We start from the raw sequence: 20,321 nt of genomic DNA, 5'->3' as shown, positions 1-20,321 counted from the left end.
CCAACGGCATCATGCACGTGACCGCGAAGGACCTGGGCACGGGCAAGGAGCAGAAGATGACCGTCACCGGCGGCTCCTCGCTCGCCAAGGACGAGGTCGACCGCATGCGCCAGGAGGCCGAGCAGTACGCGGAGGAGGACCACCGCCGCCGCGAGGCCGCCGAGACCCGCAACCAGGGTGAGCAGCTCGTCTACCAGACGGAGAAGTTCCTCAAGGACAACGAGGACAAGGTTCCGGCCGAGGTCAAGACCGAGGTCGAGACCGCGGTGTCCGAGCTGAAGGAGAAGCTCAAGGGCGAGGACACGGCCGAGATCCGCACCGCGACCGAGAAGGTCGCCGCGGTCAGCCAGAAGCTCGGCCAGGCCATGTACGCCGACGCCCAGGCCGCGCAGGCCGCCGCGGGCGCCGAGGGTGCCGGCGCCGGCGCGCCGAAGGCCGAGGACGACGTCGTCGACGCCGAGATCGTGGACGACGAGAAGCCGAAGGGCGGTGCGTCGGCGTGACGGAGGAGACCCCGGGCTTCAACGAGAACGAGAAGCCTGAAGGCCCCTCCGACGCCACCACCCCCGATGACGCGGCGCAGGCCGCCGGATCCGCCGACAAGGCGGGTCCGGCCGGCCCGGCCGCGCCCGGCGAAGAGCTGGTCGAGGTAGGCCTCCAGGCACAGCTGGACCAGGCCCAGGCCGCGCTCAACGAGCGCACCGGGGACCTCCAGCGGCTCCAGGCCGAGTACCAGAACTACCGTCGCCGCGTGGAGCGGGACCGGGCCACGGTCAAGGAGATCGCCATCGCGAACCTCCTGTCCGAGCTCCTCCCGACGCTCGACGACATCGGTCGCGCCCGTGACCACGGCGAGCTCGTCGGCGGCTTCAAGTCCGTCGCCGAGTCGCTGGAGACGGTCGTGTCCAAGATGGGCCTGCAGCAGTTCGGCAAGGAGGGCGAGCCCTTCGACCCGCTGGTGCACGAGGCGCTGATGCACAGCTACGCGCCCGACGTCACCGAGACCACGTGCGTGCAGATTCTGCAGCCGGGGTATCGGATCGGCGAGCGCACGATCCGCCCCGCGCGGGTCGCGGTCGCCGAGCCGCAGCCGGGCGCGAGCCCGAAGGCCGACGAGGCGTCGGACGAGGAGAGCGGTGGCCCGGACGAGGGCTGACGCCATGGGTGACCGGAAGGAGGGACGTCGGGGATGAGCCTGAGCAGGGACTTGCTGGAGAAGGACCTCTACAAGGTCCTCGGCGTCCCCAAGGACGCCACCGAGGCGGAGATCAAGAAGGCGTACCGGAAGCTCGCCCGCGAGTACCACCCGGACGCCAACAAGGGCGACGCCTCGGCCGAGGAGCGCTTCAAGGAGATCTCCGAGGCGAACGACGTCCTCGCCGACGCCAAGCGCCGCAAGGAGTACGACGAGGCGCGCGCCCTGTTCGGCAACGGAGGCTTCCGCCCCGGGCCGGGCGGCGGCGGCTCGTTCAACTTCGACCTGGGTGACCTCTTCGGGGGCGCCCAGGGCGGTGGCGGCGCCGGTGCCGGCGGTTTCGGGGGCGGCCTGGGCGACGTCTTCGGCGGCCTCTTCAACCGGGGCGGTACGAGCACGCGCACCCAGCCGCGCCGCGGCCAGGACATCGAGTCCGAGGTGACGCTCAACTTCACCGAGGCGGTGGAGGGGGCCACGGTCCCCCTGCGGATGTCCTCCTCGGCGGCGTGCAAGAGCTGCTCCGGCACGGGCGACAAAAACGGTACGCCCAGGGTCTGCCCGACCTGCGTCGGCACCGGCCAGGTGTCGCGCGGCACGGGCGGCGGGTTCTCCCTGACCGACCCCTGCCCCGACTGCAAGGGCCGCGGGCTGATCCCTGAGAACCCCTGCGACGTCTGCCACGGCAGCGGGCGCGCCAAGTCCTCCCGCACGATGCAGGTCCGCATCCCCGCCGGAGTCTCCGACGGCCAGCGGATCCGGTTGCGCGGCAAGGGCGCCCCGGGCGAGCGCGGCGGCCCCAGCGGCGACCTGTACGTCGTCGTGCACGTCGGCACGCACCCGGTGTTCGGGCGCAAGGACGACAACCTCACCGTCACCGTCCCCGTCACCTTCGCGGAGGCGGCGCTCGGTGGCGAGGTGAAGGTGCCCACGCTCGGCGGCCCGCCGGTCACCCTGAAGCTGCCCGCGGGCACGCCCAACGGCCGTACCATGCGCGCCCGGGGCAAGGGCGCGGTCCGCAAGGACGGCACCCGCGGCGACCTCCTGGTCACCGTCGAGGTGTCCGTGCCCAAGAACCTCGGTGACAAGGCGCGGGAGGCTCTTGAGACCTACCGCGACGCCACCGCGGACGAGGATCCGCGAGCGGAGCTGTTCCAGGCCGCGAAGGGAGCATGACCCATGGAAGGGACCGGCCGCCGACGTAATCCATATCCGTATGAACTGACCGACGAGTCGCCGGTCTACGTCATCTCCGTCGCCGCTCAGCTCTCGGGTCTGCACCCGCAGACGCTGCGGCAGTACGACCGCCTCGGCCTGGTCTCTCCCGACCGCACGGCCGGCCGCGGTCGCCGCTACTCCGCGCGCGACATCGAGCTGCTGCGCCAGGTGCAGCAGCTCAGCCAGGACGAGGGCATCAACCTGGCCGGCATCAAGCGCATCATCGAGCTGGAGAACCAGGTGGCCGCGCTCAAGGCGCGCGTCGCCGAGCTCCAGGCGACGGTCGAGGGCGCGGCCACGGCCATGCAGCAGGCGGAGGCGGCCGTCCACGCCTCCTACCGCCGCGACCTGGTCCCCTACCAGGACGTCCAGCAGGCCAGCGCCCTGGTGGTGTGGCGCCCGCGGCGGGATCCGCGGGAGCGCTGATCCGAACAGCGAAAGGGCCGGGAGAGCGCGTCGCTCTCCCGGCCTTTTGCTTCCCCATTGCTTCCCCAATTGCTTCCCCGAGCCGATTACGGAGAGTTATCCACAGGGGTGGTGTGGTGACGCTGCGTCCGGGACACTCGGAGCATGACGGGGGACGAGACTTCATTGCGGGCCCGGGCCGATGCCCAGGGCGGGGTGGTGCTCACGGCGCAGGCGCTGGCCGGAGGGTGGACGCGGGGTCGGCTGAGCCGGTTCCTGACGGCGGAGGGATGGACGCGGATCCGGCCCGGGGCGTGGCTCGTGCCGGGGCGGGAGGCGGGTTGGGCGGAGCTGCTGTGGACGCATCAGCTGCTGCGCCCGGAGCTGGTGGTGAGCCACTGGTCGGCTGCGATGCTGCACGGTGTCGAGGCCGGACCGCCCGGCGAGCACCCCGCTGCCGTTCCCGACTTCATCTGCCCAGGCAGCGCGGCCGTCAAGGGGGCGACGCTGCACAGGCTGCCGCTCGCGCCGGGCGAGGTGACCGTCGTGGCCGGGCTGAGGGTGACCACCGTGGCCCGGACGATGGCGGATCTGCTGCGGGCGGGCCCGCGGGACGAGGCGCTGGTGGCCGTCGACTCGGCCCTGAGCTGGCGGCACGGCCGGGGGAGCGGGCCACCGGGTTCGCGTGGCCGGCCGCTGACCACGCTCGACGACATCGGCCGCGCCCTGACCCGTGCCCCGTCCCTGCGCGGCGCCGGAACCGCCGCATGGTGGCTGGCCATGGCCGACCCCCGCTCCGGCTCACCCGCCGAGACGCTCGCCCGGCTGCGGATGAACGACGCCGGGCTCCACCCCGAGACCCAGGTGATGCTCGTGGTGCCCGCGACCGGCCGCCGGGTCTACCCCGACTTCCTCTTCCGCCCGCAGGGGCTGGCCGTGGAGACCGAGGGATACACCTGGCACGGCACCAGGGCGCAGCACCAGCGCGACGTCATACGGTTCAACGACCTGGCGGCGTGCCGGGAGGTCCGCCGCATCCTGCGGTTCACCTCGGCCGACGTCCGGCACCGCCCGGCGATGATGATCCGCGACATCCGCGACGCGCTGGCCTGACGGCTCAGCCGCGGCCCAGGGCCCGCGTCACCGTGATCTCGATGACGACGCGGTCGGGGTTGGGGCTGGGCGTGCGGTGGTACCGCTCGGCGTAGCGGGTGACGGCGTCGGCCACGACGTCGGCCTCGGTGCGCACGACGGCGCGGCCCTCGAGGGAGGCCCAGCGCTTGCCCTCCATCTGGCAGACGGCCACCCGTGCGCCGTCCTGCCCCGCCGCCTGCACGTTGGCGACCTTGCGGCTGCTCTTGTTGGTGATGACGCGGGCGATGCCGGAGGCGGGGTCGAAGGTGACGCCGACGGGGACGACGTGCGGGGAGCCGTCCGGGCGGAGGGTGGTCAGGGTGCAGACGTGCCGCTCGCGCCAGAAGCTGACGTAGGCGGGATCGGGGTCGCGGAGGTCGATCGCCATGACGGTCAGGTTAGGCGAGGGCGTGGTCGCGACGGGGCGGTACCACCCACTCCGCCTGGTCGGGCCGGGCCTGTACGCCGATCAGGGGACAAGGGAGTGCTGGCGAGGACAGGGTTGAGTGGAATAGACTCAACTTATCGCACGTTGCCCAAGGCAGGACCGACGTGGGTACCAACGAGCACAAGGAGGAGCGCAGGTCGTGGACGCCGAGCTGACCAACAAGAGCCGGGAGGCGCTCAGCGCCGCCAACGACCGGGCCGTGACGGCCGGGCATGCCGACATGACGCCCGCGCACCTGCTGCTGGCCCTGCTCGCCGGGCAGGAGAACGAGAACGTGATGGACCTGCTGGCGGCCGTGGAGGCCGACGCGGCGGCGCTGCGGTCGGGTGCCGAGCGGCAGCTCGCGGGCCTGCCCAGCGTGCAGGGCTCCACCGTGGCACCGCCGCAGCCCAACCGCGAGCTGCTGGCGGCGCTCGCGGACGCGGCGGAGCGGGCGCGCGAGCTCGGCGACGAGTACATCTCCACCGAGCACCTGCTCGTCGGCCTGGCCGCCAAGGGCGGGCGCGTCGGCGAGCTGCTGGAACAACAGGGAGCGTCGGCCGGGAAGCTGCTGGCCGCGTTCGAGAGCGCGAGGGGCGGACAGCGGGTGACCACCGCGGACCCGGAGGGTACGTACAAGGCGCTGGAGAAGTTCGGCACGGACTTCACGGCCGCCGCGCGGGACGGCAAGCTCGACCCCGTCATCGGCCGCGACCACGAGATCCGGCGCGTGGTGCAGGTGCTCTCGCGCCGCACCAAGAACAACCCCGTCCTCATCGGTGAGCCCGGCGTCGGCAAGACGGCCGTCGTCGAGGGGCTCGCCCAGCGGATAGTGAAGGGCGACGTGCCGGAGTCGCTGAAGAACAAGCGGCTCGTCGCGCTCGACCTGGGCGCGATGGTGGCCGGCGCGAAGTACCGCGGCGAGTTCGAGGAGCGGCTCAAGACCGTCCTCGCGGAGATCAAGTCCAGCGAGGGCCAGATCATCACGTTCATCGACGAGCTGCACACCGTGGTCGGGGCGGGCGCCGGCGGCGACTCCGCCATGGACGCGGGGAACATGCTCAAGCCCATGCTCGCCCGCGGCGAGCTGCGCATGGTCGGCGCGACCACGCTCGACGAGTACCGCGAGCGCATCGAGAAGGACCCGGCGCTGGAGCGCCGCTTCCAGCAGGTGCTGGTCGCCGAGCCCTCCGTCGAGGACTCGATCGCGATCCTGCGCGGCCTCAAGGGCCGCTACGAGGCGCACCACAAGGTGCAGATCGCGGACTCGGCGCTGGTCGCCGCCGCGACCCTGTCCGACCGCTACATCACCTCCCGCTTCCTGCCCGACAAGGCCATCGACCTCGTGGACGAGGCCGCGTCCCGGCTGCGCATGGAGATCGACTCCTCGCCCGTCGAGATCGACGAGCTGCAGCGCGCCGTCGACCGGCTGAAGATGGAGGAGCTCGCCCTCCGGAACGAGTCGGACGCGGCCAGCAAGGAGCGCCTGGCCAAGCTGCGCCGCGACCTCGCCGACAAGGAGGAGGAGCTGCGGGGCCTGACCGCGCGCTGGGAGAAGGAGAAGCAGTCCCTCAACCGGGTCGGTGAGCTCAAGGAGCGCCTCGACGAGCTGCGGGTGCACGCCGAGCGCGCCCAGCGCGACGGCGACTTCGACACCGCCTCCAAGCTGCTCTACGGCGAGATCCCCGCCGTGGAGCGGGAGCTGGAGGAGGCCGCCGAGGCGGAGGCCGAGGCGGAACAGGAGGCCTCGGCCAAGGACCTCATGGTCAAGGAGGAGGTCGGCCCGGACGACATCGCCGACGTCGTCGCCTCCTGGACCGGCATCCCGGCCGGCCGCCTGCTCGAGGGCGAGACGCAGAAGCTGCTGCGCATGGAGGACGAGCTCGGCAAGCGGCTGATCGGGCAGGCCGAGGCCGTCCGCGCGGTGTCCGACGCCGTGCGGCGCAGCCGGGCCGGCATCGCCGACCCCGACCGGCCGACCGGCTCGTTCCTCTTCCTCGGCCCGACCGGCGTCGGCAAGACCGAGCTGGCCAAGGCGCTCGCGGAGTTCCTCTTCGACGACGAGCGGGCGATGGTCCGCATCGACATGAGCGAGTACGGCGAGAAGCACTCCGTCGCCCGCCTGGTCGGCGCCCCGCCCGGCTACGTCGGCTACGAGGAGGGCGGCCAGCTGACCGAGGCCGTGCGCCGGCGCCCGTACACCGTGGTCCTGCTGGACGAGGTGGAGAAGGCCCACCACGAGGTCTTCGACATCCTGCTCCAGGTCCTCGACGACGGCCGGCTCACGGACGGCCATGGACGGACGGTGGACTTCCGCAACACCATCCTCATCCTCACCTCGAACCTCGGATCCACCTATCTGGTGGATCCGCAGCTGGACGAGGAGCGGAAGAAGGAGAAGGTGCTGGAGACCGTCCGCGCCTCCTTCCGGCCCGAGTTCCTCAACCGGCTCGACGACACCGTCGTCTTCCACCCCCTCGGCACGGGCCAGCTGGAGCGGATCGCCCAGATCCAGATCGGTCATCTGCAGCGCCGCCTCGCCGACCGCCGGCTCACCCTGGACGTGGGCGACGACGCCCTGCGCTGGCTGGCCCGGCTGGGCCACGCGCCGCAGGAGGAGGGCGGCACCCCGCCCGACCTGGCCTACGGTGCCCGGCCGCTGCGCCGGCTGGTCCAGACCGCCATCGGCGACCAGCTCGCCCGGGCCATCCTCGCCGGTGAGATCCGCGACGGCGACACGGTCCGCGTCGATGTCGCGGACGGGGCCGACGGGACTGACGGGGCTGGCGGGCTCATTGTTTCGCCTGTTGGTAAGGGGGCAGCAGCGAAATCCCTGTGACATCCGGCCCGGCGGGGGTACCAGCGCCCGCCCGGGATGGGGGAGGATGGCGGGAGACCGTACGAAGGGAAGAAAACGGTGAGCATCGACCCGTCCTCGATTCCTAATTTCGGGGGCCAGCCCGAACCGCAGCCTGAGGCGGGCCCGACAGGCCCCGTCATCCCCGACCAGGACCTGGTCAAGCAGCTCCTGGAGCAGATGGAGCTGAAGTACGTCGTCGACGACGAGGGTGACCTCGCCGCGCCGTGGGAGCAGTTCCGCACGTACTTCATGTTCCGGGGCGAGGAGGAGCAGCAGGTCTTCTCCGTGCGCACGTTCTACGACCGGCCGCACGGCATCGAGGAGAAGCCCAGGCTCCTTGAGGTCATCGACGACTGGAACCGTCGCACGCTGTGGCCCAAGGTCTACACGCACACCCACGACGACGGCACCGTCCGTCTCATCGGCGAGGCGCAGATGCTGATCGGCGTCGGCGTCGCGCTGGAGCACTTCGTCTCCAGCACGGTCAGCTGGGTGCGGGCCTCGATCGAGTTCGACAAGTGGCTCGTCGAGCAGCTCGGCCTGGAGGCCGATGTCGAGTCCGACGGTGACGACAAGCCGGACGCCGAGGCGTAGGGCCGTAGCGGCCCGTCACATCGGGACCCTGGCCACGGCCAGCAGGTACGTCCCGTAGAAGAACGACAGCCCGGCCAGCGCGCCCGCCGTCATGGCGATGGTGCGGGGCCGGGCTTTCGCCATGGCCAGGGCCGCCGGCAGCAGCAGCGGGAAGGCCGGCAGCAGGAAGCGCGGCTTGGACGCGAAGTAGCTGGAGCCGCCGACCGCGATGACGGTCAGCACCAGGACGTAGACCAGCAGTGCCGCGGGGGGCCGGTCCAGGGCCAGGTACACCAGCGCGACCAGGGCGACGGCGAGGATCGCCGCGGCCATGTAGTACGCCATGTAGTCGCGCGCGACGATCAGGTGCCGGATGAACCGGAAGGCGTCCCTTCCGAAGTCGAAGCGCGAGCCCCACAGCCGCTGCACCTCGAAGTAGCCCAGCGGCCCGCCCCCCGAGCGGAAGCCGGCCCAGACGACGTAGCCGGCCCAGCCCACCGGCGCGATGGCGGCGCCCGTCCATACCCGCCAGTCCCGGCGCGAGCGCCGGTCCTGCCACAGCGTGAGCGCGGCCGCGCAGCAGACGGCGGCGGCGACGGCGACGGCGTTGGGGCGGGAGAGCCCCGCCAACAGGGCCAGCACCCCGGACCACAGCCGCCGGCCGGTGATCGCCGCGTACAGGGCCCAGGCCGCCAGCGCGGTCATCAGGGACTCCGTGTACGCCATGGTCTGCACGATGGCGTGCGGCAACAGCCCCCACAGCAGCACCAGCAGCGTCCCCACCCGCCGCCCGTACAGCCGCTCGCCGACCGCGTAGATGCCCCAGGCCGCCGCTCCGGCCGAGGCCCAGGCGACGAGCAGCCCGGCGGTGACGACGGTGAACGGCAGCACGGCCGCCACCGTCCGCACCAGGCCCGGGAAGAGCGGGAAGAAGGCCAGGTCGTTGAAGATCACGCCGCGCGTGGTGGGCGAGGGCAGGATCAGGCCGTAGCCGTCGCGCGCGATGCCCGCGTACCAGATGCCGTCCCACAGGTGCCCCAGCAGTGTGCGCGGGTGCTTGCCGATGGACCAGGCCCACGCGGCCATCACCGTCATGCCGCTGAGCCGGGCGGCGGCGTACAGCCCCAGTGCCGGCAGGGCCCGTCGCAGCGCTTCGCGCACGCGGTCCGTGCGGCCGGCCCGGCGGGGGGCGCGGCCGGCGCCGTGCGGCTGCGGTGCTCGGACGGGTGCTGTGTCGTGCTGAACGGCTGGGCCGGCGGACACGGGGGCACCTCCGGTGCTGGTACGGACGGTTGGAGGCATACCGGCGGCATCCCGGCGTATACCGACCATGCGGCCGATGCCCCGCGCGCGCGAGACGGAGCGCCCGTTAGCGGTGCGCCTTCCACCCGCTCGGCCGCACGGCGGAGTGTCCGCGAGGACCGGGGCCCGCCGTGTGCTGTGCCGCCGTCCGGGCCCCGCCTATCGTGAGCTTGATCGCCTGAACTGGTGTGGCACCGAGGGGAAAGCGGGACGCGCATGACGATGGACGCGGTGGATCTCACGGGCCCGGGCTGGAGCCCGGCGGCACGCGTGCGGGGGATGGGGGCGTCGGTCTTCACCGAGATGACCGAGCTGGCACGGCGCACGGGAGCGGTCAACCTGGGCCAGGGGGTGCCCGAGCTGGACAGCCCCGCCCCCCTGCTGCGCGACGTCGCCGACGCGGTGCTCGCGGGCGCCAACCAGTACCCGCCCGCCTACGGCTTCCCGGCGCTGCGCGAGGCCGTCGCGGAGCACCAGCGCCGCCGCTACGGGCTGGAGTACGAGCCGCAGGGCGAGGTGCTGGCCACCACGGGCGCGACGGAGGCCCTGGCGGCGGTGCTGCTGGGCCTGTGCGACCCCGGTGACGAGGTCATCGCCTTCGACCCCTGCTACGACGCCTACCCGGCCGGCGCGCGCTTCGCGGGCGCGACGCTGGTGCCCGTCCCGCTGGCCGAGAACGGGGCCGACGGCGAGGGGGACGAGGGGGCGGGCTTCGTGCTCGACGTGGACGCGCTGCGCGCCGCCGTGACCGGCCGTACCCGCGTCCTGCTGCTCAACACTCCGCACAACCCCACCGGCAAGGTGTTCGACGCCGCGGAGCTGGCCGCGATCGCCGCGCTCTGCCGGGAACACGACCTGACGGTGGTGACGGACGAGGTGTACGAGCACCTGGTCTACGGCGACGCCGTGCACCGGACGATCGCCGCCCTGCCGGGGATGCGGGAGCGGACGCTGACGATCTCCTCGGCCGGCAAGACCTTCAACGTCACCGGCTGGAAGGTCGGCTGGGTGTGCGGTCCGGCGCACCTGGTGCGTGCGGTGGCGTCGGTGAAGCAGTTCCTCACCTATGCCTCGGGCACGCCGTACCAGGAGGCGCTCGCGCGGGCGCTGGGGGGCGTGGAGGAGTGGGCGACGGAGCTCCGTGGAATTCTGCGCCGTAATCGCGACCTGCTGAGCGACGGGCTCGCGCGGGCGGGACTGCGCCCCTATCGCGCGGACGCGGGCTATTTCGTGCAGGCGGACATCCGCGCGTGGGGGCATGCGGACGGCGTGCGATTCTGCCGTGAACTGCCGCTGCGCGCCGGGGTGGTGGCCATTCCGACGTCCGCCTTCCATCTGCGCCCCGACGCCCCGTCCCATCTGGTGCGTTTCTCCTTCTGCAGGCAGGAGAAGTCCGTGGTGGAGGCCGTCGAGAAGCTGATCGCCGCTTCTTGATCAAAGGATGTGCGGGCGGCCCATGCCCAGCCGCATATGCGTCCGGTGGGTTTTCGACTTCCGCCGGACGCCGGTCTGTTGAACATTTGAACTGTATGGCGCCCGCGTGGATGGAAAGTTGCAGATGATGGGTAAAACTGCTGTGGGCGCCGCTCATTCGTGATTCCCTCTCATTCAGAGCCACGTTGAGAGACAACTCCTGGGAATCCCCGCAACCCGGAATCGCATCCGCCGGAACGGAACCGAGGAGCTCAAATGTGGGCATGAGCCGGCGCACCCGAAGGAATCTGGTCCTCCGCGGGGCGGGCCGGCCCACCCTCCACTGCTCGTTCGCGGAGCCGACCCATGCTCACCACCCTCAAAACCACCTACACCGATACCCGCGCCGCCGATCTCGCCTGGTGCCTGGGGAAGGAGCCCCTTCCCGCCCTGGCGGTCCTCGATCTCCAGCTCGACGAGTCGGCGGTGCAGCTGCGCCTGCTGGGCGCCTCCCACCAGGTCATACTCGAAGAGGAGGGCGGGGTTTGTTCGGAGACCGTCGCCTGCATACCCGGCAGCAGCACCCCGCTGCCCCTCGGCGTCGCCAAGCGTGTCGGCGCATGGGAGTACGAATTCGCGGCGCGCGTCGAGACCCTCTCGCGCAGCTCGTTCGCGGGGCGCGCGCAGGAACTGCTCGCGCTGGTCGCGGAGCACCCCCAGGGCCTGGCCGGAACGTTTCCAGGCGACCCCCACGCCTTCACCGCGCTGCTCGCCCAGCGCCGCGAGGGCCAGATAAGTTGGCGCACCTGGCACGCGTATCCCCAGGAGGGACGGCTGGTCGCCACCCGGACCCGGGTCGGGGTGCGGGCGACCGCCCCCTGTGATGTCACCCAGAGGCGTGAGCAATAGACCCGTGTGGGTGACAAGGGGGTACCGGATCGTGACGTAGCGTTCCCGCATGGTCCACCGCCCGGTACCAGCGCGGCTGCCCGTACCGGCCGGGCTCGGCCGCCTCCTCGTCCTGACCACGGTCTTCATCTGCGCCGCCTGCGGGCTGGTGTACGAGCTCGAACTGGTCGCACTGGCCTCCTATTTGATCGGCGACTCCGTCACCCAGGCGTCCGTCGTCCTGTCGGTGATGGTCTTCGCCATGGGCGTCGGCTCGCTGCTCGCCAAGCGGCTGCGCAGGCGCGCGGCCCTCGGCTTCGCGGCCGTCGAGGCGGTGCTGGCGCTCACCGGTGGACTCTCGGCCATGGCGCTGTACGCCTGTTTCGCCTGGTACGGCCAGGCGCGCCCGGCCCTGGTGGGGTTCTCGCTCGTGATCGGGGTGCTGATCGGCGCCGAAGTGCCGCTGCTGATGACCCTCATCCAGCGCATCCGCCGCCAGGACGCGGGCTGCGCGGTCGCCGACCTGTTCGCCGCCGACTACGTGGGCGCCCTCGTCGGCGGGCTCGCCTTCCCCTTCCTGCTGCTCCCCGTTCTCGGGCAGCTCACGGGCGCCCTGCTGACCGGCGCGGTCAACGCCGTCGCCGGCGGTGCGCTGGTGCTCTGGCTCTTCCGCGGCGACCTCTCCCTCCGGGCACGCTGGACGCTGCTGACGGCCAACGGCCTGGTGCTGGTGGTGCTGGCCGTCTGCTCCGTGCTCACCGGCCCCTTCGAACGGGCCGCGCGGCACGCCGTGTACGGGGCGGACGTACGCGTCGCCGTGCACAGCGAGGTCCAGGAGGTCGTGCTCACCGGCGGGGGCGCGAGCGGCCGGCCCCTCTCCCTCTTCCTCGACGGCCGGCTGCGCTTCAGCGGTGACGAACCGCGCTACCACGAGGCGCTCGTCCGCCCCGCCATGGCCGGCGGCCCGCACCGGCGCGTCCTCGTCCTCGGCGGCGGCGACGGCCTCGCGGTGCGGGAGGTGCTGCGCCACGACGGGGTCGGCTCCGTCACCGTCGTCGAGCTCGACCCCGCCGTGGTGCGGCTGGCCCGCACCGACCCGGAGCTGGCGGCCCTCAACAACGGCGCCTACCGCGACCGCCGCGTACGGGTCGTGGCGGGCGACGCGTTCGACTGGCTGCGCGCGGCCCGGGGCACGGCCGGCGGCCCGTACGACGTGGTGATATCCGACCTGCCCGACCCCGGGCTCACCCCCAGCACCAAGCTGTACTCCCAGGAGTTCTACGGCCTGGTGGCCCGCGCGCTGGCCCCCGGCGGGCGCATGGCGGTCCACGGCGGCGACCCCGACGCCCGGCCGCACACCTTCTGGACCGTGGACGCCACGGTCCGCTCCGTCGGGCTGCGCACCGCGCCCTACGCCGTCCAGGCGCTGCCCGCACCACGCGCCCAGCGGCAGGGCTGGGGCTTCCTGCTCGCCTCCCACGGTCCGGTGCGGCTGAGCCGGCCCGACGCCGGGCCGCCCCTGCGGGAGCTGCGCGCCCCGCCGGGGCTGCTGCCGTCGACCCTGATGCACCCCCGCTATGCGGGGTGACGGCCCAGGGACGCGCGGAAGGCGCCGGGAGCCAGTCCTGTGCGCTGCCGGAAGAACTTGGAGAAGTTCGCGGCGTCGTCGAAGCCGAGCCGCTCGGAGATCCGGGCCGCGGGCAGGTCGCTGTGCGCCAGCAGCCGCTTGGCCTCCAGCGTCACCCGCCGGTCGATGAACTCCTTCGCGCCCACCCCGGTCGCCGCGATCGTGGCCCGCGCGAGGGTGCGGGGCGCGTAACCGAGCGCCCCGGCGTAGTCGGCGACCCGGTGGTGGGTGGCGAAGCCGCGCTCGACGGCGGCGCGGAAGCGCACGAACGCCTCGCCCGGGACGGGGGCGCCGCTCGCTTCGGCGCTGCCGTGGGCCAGCCGCAGCACCAGGACGGACAGCAGGTGGCGCAGGACGTCCGTGTGGATGCCGGCGGGCAGGTGGGCGCCGGTGCGGAAGTCGGTGGCCAGATGGCGCACGGCGCAGAAGACGGCCTCCCGGTCGCCGCCGGCCGGCCGCCACAGCACCGGGCGGAAGGGGTCGTCGGCCGCTTCGGAGACTGCGGTGCCGGGCGGCAGGAAGCCGGGCTGGACGAGGACGACGGTGCCCTCGGGCGCGGCGGCGCCCGAGTGGTCCCCGTACTGCTGGACCTGGCCGGGCCGGACCCACAGCACCGAACCCGCGTCGAGCGTGTGGGTGGTGAAGTCGACGGTGTGCGGGGCGGAGCCGGAGTCGACGGCGACGATCTGGTGGAAGTCCAGCCGCTGCGGCCTGCTCAGCAGGCCCTCGGGGGCGCGCTCGCGCAGGGCGGCGAGGGTCAGGACCTCCAGGCCGGCCGGGGTGCCGGGCGGGGCGTCGTAGGCGAGATCGACGATCTCGCGGCGGCCACGGCTCGCGCCGCTGTCGCCGTCCGGGTCATCATGTCGTTTTTTCACCATGGAGAGACGCGAGCCTACCTGGCCGGTGCCCGGTGGCGGTCATAGCGTGGTCGCTCGGTACTACAGCGGTTCAACACGCAACAGGAGACCCCATGGCGAAGATCGCCCTCTTCGGCGCCACCGGAACGATCGGCAGCCGCATCCTGCGCGAGGCGCTGGACCGCGGCCACCAGGTCACGGCCGCCCTCCGCGAACAGTCCAAGATCACGGAGCGGCACCCCGGCCTCATGGTCGTCAGCGGCGACGTGCTCGACGCGGCTTCGGTGGCCGCCGTGGCCGCCGGCCATGACGTCCTGGTCAGCGCGGTCGGCGGCGGGGACGGGCCCGGCCATGTCGCCACCATCGCGCCCGCCGCGAAGTCCCTGGTCCTGGGGCTGCGCCGGCTCGGGGACGCGGCCCCGAGGCTCATCGCGGTCGGCGGCGCGGGCTCGCTGCGCACGCCGGACGGCAAGCAGGTCTGGGACGCCGAGGGCCTGCCCGAGTTCCTGCTCCAGATCATGCACGCGCACGGTGACGCGCTGGAGTACTACCGGACCGTCTCCGACGTCCGCTGGACCAACATCAGCCCCGCCGCCCAGATCCAGCCCGGCGAGCGGACGGGGACGTACCGCACCGCCCTCGACGACCTCGTCACGGACGCGCAGGGCAACAGCCGGATCTCCGCCGAGGACTACGCGGTGGCGGTCGTCGACGAGATCGAGGCGCCGAAGCACATCGGTGAGCGATTCACGGTCGGTTACTGACCGTCTTCTGACGGAAAGTTCGATCGGATTCGACCGGGACGGGCCTCGTGCGGGAGCCGGTGGGTAGGCTCGCTAGCTATGGAGCATGAGGTGTTCGTTCCGTTTCCCGTCGGTGCGGTGCGGCGGGTTCTCTCCGACCCCGCCCGCGTCGCCCGGTGTGTTCCCGGCCTGCAGCAGGACGCCTCGTCCGGCGCGGCGCTGACGGGGCGGCTGCGGCTGCGCATCGGCGGTTCCACGATCACCTACCGGGGGGCGCTGCGGCTGACCGAGCGGGACGGTTCGTACGAGCTGTCCGGCGAGGGCACGGAGGCGCGGGGCACCGGCACGGTGACGCTCGCGCTGAGCGCGCTGCCGGAGGAGATGCCCGGCGGCACGCGGTTGAGCTGCCTGGGCACGGTCAGCGGCGCCGGTCGGCTCGCGGAGTTCGACGCGAAGACCGCCGAGTCCGCCGCGCGACGGCTCCTCGACCGCTTCGGAGCGGCACTGGCGGAGGAGCTCCGTGAGGACGAGGCGGCCGTTCCGGTCGCCGGCCCGGCCGAGCCCGCCACGGCGGACGCTGTCGATGCCGCCGACGCCGCCGACGCCCCCGGCGGTGCCGACAGCGACGACTCCGAGGCCTTCGAGGACGACGCCCTCGACGACGAACCCCCGGCCGAGGCCGCGCACGCCCGCCGCACGATGATCGGCCGCAGCGCCGAAGAGGTCGACCACGCCCCGCCCAGGGGGCGCTACGCCCCCGTCCCCGCCCCGGAGACCACCTCCGGCACGGCCGTCCTGCGCTGGGCCGCCCCCGCGGCGGCCATCGCCCTGGCGGGCGCCGTGGTGGTGACCCGGGTGCTGCGCCGCAAGCGCTGACGCACCGTCGAGTCCGTCCCGCGGTCATCCGGCGGTACCGGCCGCCCTGCCCGTAGGGTCGAAGCGTGAGCGAAAACGTAACGCTGGGCGCCGGTAGCGCCGAGGTGACCGTGGACCCGACCAATGGCTGCCGGCTCGGCAGCCTGAAGATCGGCGGGACCGAACTCCTGCGTCAGGGCGAGCGCTACGGCGCCTTCCCCATGGTCCCCTGGTGCGGCCGCACCGAGCTCGGCCGCTTCCGCAACGGCGGCGAGGTCCACCAACTGCCCCTCAACGCCGCACCGCACGCCATCCACGGCACCGGCCGTGACACGGCCTGGCGCACCGCGCGCGCGGACGAGCGCAGCGCCGCGTTCACCTACGACCTGGCCGACCCCTGGCCGTACAGCGGCCGCGTCACCCAGGTGGTCGAACTGGACGCCGACTCCCTCACCCTCACCATGGGCGTCGAGACCTACGCCGACTCCTTCCCGGCACAGGCCGGCTGGCACCCCTGGTTCCTGCGCAACCTCGGCACCGGCAAGGACGTGGAGATCGACTTCCGGCCCGCCTGGCAGGAGGAGCGGGGCGAGAACCACCTGCCCACCGGCCGGCGCATCGACCCCCGCCCCGGGCCCTGGGACGACTGCTTCGGGATGCCCGACGGCGTGGAGGTCACGCTCACCTGGCCCGGCGCCCTGGAGCTGAAGGTCACCAGCCGCACCGAGTGGGTCGTCGTCTACGACGAGCAGAGCGAGGCGGTCTGCGTCGAGCCGCAGTCCGGTCCGCCGAACGGGCTCAACACCCATCCCCGCCTGGTCACGCCGATCGATCCGCTGGAGATCTCCACGACGTGGACCTGGCGGTCCCTGGCCTAAGCTCATGGCCATGAGCGATGTGCGTGACGCCCTGCTGCAGCAGATCAAGGACAAGGCCGTGGTGCACGGCAAGGTGACCCTCTCCTCCGGCAAGGAGGCCGACTACTACATCGACCTGCGCCGGATCACCCTGGACGCCGAGGCGGCGCCGCTGGTCGGCCAGGTCATGCTGGACGCCACGGCGGACCTGGACTTCGACGCCGTGGGCGGGCTCACCCTGGGTGCCGACCCGGTGGCCACCTCGATGCTGCACGCCGCCGCCGCGCGCGGCCGCAAGCTGGACGCCTTCGTCGTGCGCAAGGCGCAGAAGACGCACGGCATGCAGCGCCGCATCGAGGGCCCGGACATCAAGGGCCGCCGCGTGCTTGTGGTCGAGGACACCTCCACCACCGGCGGCTCCCCGCTGACCGCCGTCGAGGCGGCCCGCGAGGCGGGCGCGGAGGTCGTCGCGGTGGCGACGATCGTCGACCGCGGTGCCGAATCGGCCATCGAGGGCGCCGGCCTGCGCTATGTGACCGGTTACTCCCTCGGGGACCTGGGCCTGTCCTGACCTGCCGTTTCCCCGAAAGTGTCGCCGCAGGGCGCGTGGTTTCACGTGAAACCACGCGCCCTGCGCATATGAGCATGGTGGGCCTCATGTGGAGTAATTCGGGGAGTCTGGGAAGATGGGTCCGACGATGACCGTCGCCCCCTAGGTCAGGGCCCGTATTTCGCCCGTACCCGCACATCACAAGGAGCGGACAGATGCCCATCGCAACCCCCGAGGTCTACAACGAGATGCTCGACCGGGCGAAGGCAGGCAAGTTCGCCTACCCGGCCATCAACGTCACCTCGACGCAGACCCTCCACGCCGCGCTGCGCGGTTTCGCCGAGGCGGAGAGCGACGGCATCATCCAGATCTCCACCGGCGGTGCGGAGTTCCTGGGCGGCCAGTACAGCAAGGACATGGTCTCCGGCGCGGTCGCGCTGGCCGAGTTCGCGCACGTCGTCGCCAAGAAGTACCCGGTGAACATCGCGCTGCACACCGACCACTGCCCCAAGGACAAGCTCGACGGCTACGTCCGTCCGCTGCTCGCGATCTCCCAGGAGCGCGTGGCCTCCGGTCTGAACCCGCTCTTCCAGTCCCACATGTGGGACGGCTCCGCCGAGAAGCTCGACGAGAACCTTGCGATCGCGAAGGAACTCCTCGCCGAGGCCGTGAAGGCGAAGATCATCCTCGAGGTCGAGATCACCCCGACCGGCGGCGAGGAGGACGGCGTCTCCCACGAGATCAACGACGACCTCTACACCACCGTCGCCGACGTGGAGCGCACCGCCGAGGCGCTGGGCCTGGGCGAGAAGGGCCGCTACCTGCTGGCCGCCTCCTTCGGCAACGTCCACGGCGTCTACAAGCCGGGCAACGTCGTCCTGAAGCCGGAGCTGCTGCGCGAGCTGCAGGACGGCATCGCCGCCAAGCACGGCAAGGCCGACCCGTTCGACTTCGTCTTCCACGGCGGCTCCGGCTCCACCGAGGAGGAGATCCGCACCGCGCTGGAGAACGGCGTCGTGAAGATGAACCTCGACACCGACACCCAGTACGCCTTCACCCGCCCGGTCGCGGACCACATGTTCCGCAACTATGACGGCGTGCTGAAGGTCGACGGCGAGGTCGGCGACAAGAAGACCTACGACCCGCGCAGCTGGGGCAAGCTGGCCGAGGCCGGCATGGCCGAGCGCGTCACCAAGGCCTGCGCGGACCTGCGCGCCACGGGCACCAAGCTGAAGTAAGTACGGTCCCGAGGACGCGTACGCAAGGGGCCCGGCCCGCCCGCTCACCGAGCGGCGGACCGGGCCCTCTCGCGTGGCCGGACCCGCCCGGCCGGGAGATGATCCCGGCATGAGCGACTCCGCACCGCGGCCCCCTCGCGGGCCCGGCCCCGAGCCGCGCCCGGCGCACGGCACGGCGGCACCGGGCAGGCCCGGCGCCGGCGGCGCGCCCGCGGTGCGCCTGGGCACCGCCACGGGGCGCGCGGTGCTGCTGACGGCCGTGCTGGGCTCGGGCATGGCCATGCTCGACGCCACCGTCGTCAACGTCGCCCTGCCGCACATCGGCCGGGACCTCGACGCCGACCTCGCCGGCCTGCAGTGGACCGTCAACGCCTACATGCTCACCCTGGCCGGGCTGATCCTGCTCGGCGGCTCCCTGGGGGACCGCTACGGGCGGCGGCGGGTGTTCGTCATCGGCGTGGTGTGGTTCGCGCTCGCCTCGCTGCTGTGCGGCATCGCCCCCAACGCCGGGGTGCTGATCGCGGCCCGGGCGTTGCAGGGCGTCGGCGGCGCGCTGCTCACCCCCGGCTCGCTCGCCCTGATCCAGGCCGTCTTCCACCCCGACGACCGGGCCGGCGCGGTGGGCGCCTGGTCCGGGCTGGGCGGCGTGGCCTCGGCGGTCGGGCCCTTCGTGGGCGGCTGGCTGGTGGACGGGCCGGGCTGGCGCTGGGTGTTCCTGATCAACCTGCCGCTCGCGGCCGTCTGCGTGCTCGTCGCCCGGCGCCACGTGCCCGAGACCCGGGACCCCGCCGCGCACGGGCGCTTCGACGTGCTCGGCGCCGCACTGGCCGCGCTCGCGCTCGGCGCCGTGACGTACGCGCTCATCGCCGCGCCGGACCGGGGCGGCTCGCCCTGGGTGATCGGCCCGGCGGTCGCCGGCGTTCTGCTGGGCGTTGCGTTCGTGTACGTCGAACGGCGCCGGGCCGACCCCATGCTGCCGCTGGAGATCTTCGCCGTCCGGCAGTTCTCGGCCATCAACCTCGTCACGGTCTTCGTCTACGCGGCCTTCAGCGGCTTCTTCTTCCTCTCGGTGCTCCAGTTGCAGGTCGTCGTCGGCTGGTCCGCCCTCGCCGCCGGCACCGCCCTGCTGCCCACGACCGTGCTCATGCTGCTGCTGTCCGCCCGCTCCGGGCGGATCGCCCAGCGCGTCGGGGCCCGTATCCCGCTGACGCTCGGCCCGCTGCTGTGCGCCGTGGGACTGCTGCTGATGACGCGCGTCGGCGCGGGCGCGGTGTACTGGCGCGACGTCCTGCCCGCCCTCGTCGTCCTGGGCCTGGGCATGGTGGTGCTGGTCGCGCCGCTCACCTCGACGGTCCTCGCCTCCGTCGACGTCTCCCGGGCGGGCCTGGCCAGCGGCATCAACAACGCCGCCGCCCGCGCCGCCGGCCTGATCGCGGTGGCCGCGCTGCCCCTGGCCGCGGGCATGGGAGCCGACGTCTACCGCGACCCCGCGGCCTTCTCCGCCACCTTCGACAAGGCCATGCTGATGTGCGCGGGCGCCCTGCTGGTGGGCGCGGTGCTGGCCTGGGCCACCGTCCGCGCCCCGGGGCGCGGTGCGTGCCACCCGGAGTGCGCGTACCACTGCGGGGTCTCCTCGCCGCCGCTCGATCCCGGCGACGCGTAGGCCGTCACCGGAGGCTGCGGCAGACTGGAGCCCATGTCGATTCACGAGAACCTCCTCGGGGGACCGCCCCCGACCCACCTGCCCGACGACCCCGAGCCGCGCGAACTGCTCGCCTCCGGAGCGGCCCCCGCCGAGGTCGCCGCCAAGTACCCCTCCTCCTCGCTCGCGTGGGCCCAGCTCGCCGACGAGGCGTTCGAGGGCGGCCGGGTCGTCGAGTCGTACGCCTACGCCCGCACCGGCTACCACCGCGGCCTGGACGCGCTGCGCCGCAGCGGCTGGAAGGGCCACGGCCCGGTGCCGTTCGAGCACGAGCCGAACCGCGGCTTCCTGCGCGCGCTGCACGCCCTCGCGCGGGCGGCGCAGTCGATCGGCGAGCAGGAGGAGTACGAGCGCTGCACGACCTTCCTGCGCGACAGCTCCCCGACGGCCGCCAACACGCTCGGCTGACGAAGAGCGCCGAACCACCCCCGCGAACGCCGTCACGGCCCTTGCCGTGGCGGCGTCCGTGCACCGATGATC

The 20,321-nt window shown here is 72.7% G+C and carries 20 protein-coding genes; 17 read left to right on the top strand and 3 right to left on the bottom strand.

Annotated features, from left to right (window positions below; all coding sequences use genetic code 11):
• From ABZ956_RS24960 to ABZ956_RS24940, 5 genes are all read left to right on the top strand, one after another.
• Positions 1-503: Hsp70 family protein (locus ABZ956_RS24960; RefSeq protein ID WP_361897732.1), on the top strand; the 503-nt coding region annotated here is incomplete at its 5' end.
• Positions 500-1,156, top strand: coding sequence for a nucleotide exchange factor GrpE (gene grpE / locus ABZ956_RS24955; RefSeq protein WP_361897729.1), 657 nt, complete (start codon positions 500-502; stop codon positions 1,154-1,156). The genes ABZ956_RS24960 and grpE, both read left to right, overlap by 4 nt.
• 33 nt (positions 1,157-1,189) lie before the next feature.
• Entirely contained in the window at positions 1,190-2,368 is a 1,179-nt protein-coding gene (gene dnaJ / locus ABZ956_RS24950) for a molecular chaperone DnaJ (protein WP_361897726.1), read from the top strand.
• Between the two features lie 3 nt (positions 2,369-2,371).
• Positions 2,372-2,836: a helix-turn-helix domain-containing protein gene (locus ABZ956_RS24945; protein WP_071963000.1), complete on the top strand. Its 465-nt coding sequence runs from the start codon at positions 2,372-2,374 to the stop codon at positions 2,834-2,836.
• A 144-nt stretch (positions 2,837-2,980) separates the two neighbouring features.
• Complete coding sequence (locus ABZ956_RS24940) at positions 2,981-3,928, top strand: hypothetical protein (protein WP_361897723.1); 948 nt, start codon at positions 2,981-2,983, stop codon at positions 3,926-3,928.
• A 4-nt stretch (positions 3,929-3,932) separates the two neighbouring features.
• On the opposite strand, the gene ABZ956_RS24935 is transcribed toward ABZ956_RS24940, so the two are convergent.
• Positions 3,933-4,337: a TIGR03618 family F420-dependent PPOX class oxidoreductase gene (locus tag ABZ956_RS24935; protein ID WP_361897721.1), complete on the bottom strand. Its 405-nt coding sequence runs from the start codon at positions 4,335-4,337 to the stop codon at positions 3,933-3,935.
• A gap of 199 nt (positions 4,338-4,536) precedes the next feature.
• Here ABZ956_RS24935 and clpB point away from each other — a divergent pair, with 199 nt between their 5' ends.
• Both clpB and ABZ956_RS24925 read left to right on the top strand, forming a co-directional pair.
• Positions 4,537-7,215, top strand: coding sequence for an ATP-dependent chaperone ClpB (gene clpB / locus ABZ956_RS24930; RefSeq protein ID WP_361897718.1), 2,679 nt, complete (start codon positions 4,537-4,539; stop codon positions 7,213-7,215).
• Between the two features lie 78 nt (positions 7,216-7,293).
• Complete coding sequence (locus ABZ956_RS24925; RefSeq protein WP_361897715.1) at positions 7,294-7,830, top strand: YbjN domain-containing protein; 537 nt, start codon at positions 7,294-7,296, stop codon at positions 7,828-7,830.
• Between the two features lie 15 nt (positions 7,831-7,845).
• On the opposite strand, the gene ABZ956_RS24920 is transcribed toward ABZ956_RS24925, so the two are convergent.
• Entirely contained in the window at positions 7,846-9,072 is a 1,227-nt protein-coding gene (locus ABZ956_RS24920; protein ID WP_361897713.1) for a hypothetical protein, read from the bottom strand.
• 261 nt (positions 9,073-9,333) lie between these two features.
• Between ABZ956_RS24920 and ABZ956_RS24915 the strand changes: the two genes are divergently transcribed.
• From ABZ956_RS24915 to ABZ956_RS24905, 3 genes are all read left to right on the top strand, one after another.
• Positions 9,334-10,545, top strand: a complete 1,212-nt coding sequence (locus ABZ956_RS24915) for an aminotransferase class I/II-fold pyridoxal phosphate-dependent enzyme (RefSeq protein WP_361897752.1) — start codon at positions 9,334-9,336, stop codon at positions 10,543-10,545.
• 345 nt (positions 10,546-10,890) lie between these two features.
• On the top strand, positions 10,891-11,433 hold the full coding sequence (locus tag ABZ956_RS24910; protein WP_361897710.1) for a DUF2617 family protein: 543 nt from the start codon (positions 10,891-10,893) through the stop codon (positions 11,431-11,433).
• Positions 11,434-11,482: 49 nt separating this feature from the next.
• A complete protein-coding gene (locus ABZ956_RS24905; RefSeq protein ID WP_361897707.1) occupies positions 11,483-13,000 on the top strand; it encodes a polyamine aminopropyltransferase in 1,518 nt (505 codons plus the stop codon).
• On the opposite strand, the gene ABZ956_RS24900 is transcribed toward ABZ956_RS24905, so the two are convergent.
• On the bottom strand, positions 12,988-13,917 hold the full coding sequence (locus ABZ956_RS24900; protein WP_361897704.1) for an AraC family transcriptional regulator: 930 nt from the start codon (positions 13,915-13,917) through the stop codon (positions 12,988-12,990). The two genes, ABZ956_RS24905 and ABZ956_RS24900, sit on opposite strands and share 13 nt — an antisense overlap.
• A gap of 92 nt (positions 13,918-14,009) precedes the next feature.
• Here ABZ956_RS24900 and ABZ956_RS24895 point away from each other — a divergent pair, with 92 nt between their 5' ends.
• The 7 genes from ABZ956_RS24895 to ABZ956_RS24865 all read left to right on the top strand — a co-directional run bounded on the left by ABZ956_RS24895 (position 14,010) and on the right by ABZ956_RS24865 (position 20,249).
• On the top strand, positions 14,010-14,660 hold the full coding sequence (locus ABZ956_RS24895; RefSeq protein ID WP_361897701.1) for an NAD(P)H-binding protein: 651 nt from the start codon (positions 14,010-14,012) through the stop codon (positions 14,658-14,660).
• A 78-nt stretch (positions 14,661-14,738) separates the two neighbouring features.
• Positions 14,739-15,515, top strand: a complete 777-nt coding sequence (locus ABZ956_RS24890; RefSeq protein ID WP_361897699.1) for an SRPBCC domain-containing protein — start codon at positions 14,739-14,741, stop codon at positions 15,513-15,515.
• 65 nt (positions 15,516-15,580) lie between these two features.
• Positions 15,581-16,372 (top strand): aldose 1-epimerase, encoded by a 792-nt coding sequence (locus tag ABZ956_RS24885; protein ID WP_361897696.1) that lies wholly within the window; start codon positions 15,581-15,583, stop codon positions 16,370-16,372.
• A 4-nt stretch (positions 16,373-16,376) separates the two neighbouring features.
• The gene (pyrE, locus tag ABZ956_RS24880) at positions 16,377-16,922 is read left to right on the top strand and encodes an orotate phosphoribosyltransferase (protein ID WP_361897694.1); all 546 of its coding nucleotides are present in this window, start codon (positions 16,377-16,379) and stop codon (positions 16,920-16,922) included.
• A 194-nt stretch (positions 16,923-17,116) separates the two neighbouring features.
• Entirely contained in the window at positions 17,117-18,139 is a 1,023-nt protein-coding gene (gene fbaA / locus ABZ956_RS24875) for a class II fructose-bisphosphate aldolase (protein WP_361897691.1), read from the top strand.
• A 109-nt stretch (positions 18,140-18,248) separates the two neighbouring features.
• Complete coding sequence (locus ABZ956_RS24870) at positions 18,249-19,802, top strand: MFS transporter (protein WP_361897688.1); 1,554 nt, start codon at positions 18,249-18,251, stop codon at positions 19,800-19,802.
• A gap of 33 nt (positions 19,803-19,835) precedes the next feature.
• A complete protein-coding gene (locus tag ABZ956_RS24865) occupies positions 19,836-20,249 on the top strand; it encodes a DUF3151 domain-containing protein (RefSeq protein ID WP_361897685.1) in 414 nt (137 codons plus the stop codon).
• Positions 20,250-20,321: the final 72 nt, after the last annotated feature.

This window comes from Streptomyces sp. NPDC046261, assembly GCF_040646235.1.
Classification (GTDB): domain Bacteria; phylum Actinomycetota; class Actinomycetes; order Streptomycetales; family Streptomycetaceae; genus Streptomyces.
Note: the sequence above shows the minus strand (reverse complement) of the source record. Positions and strands in the feature narration are given on the sequence as shown.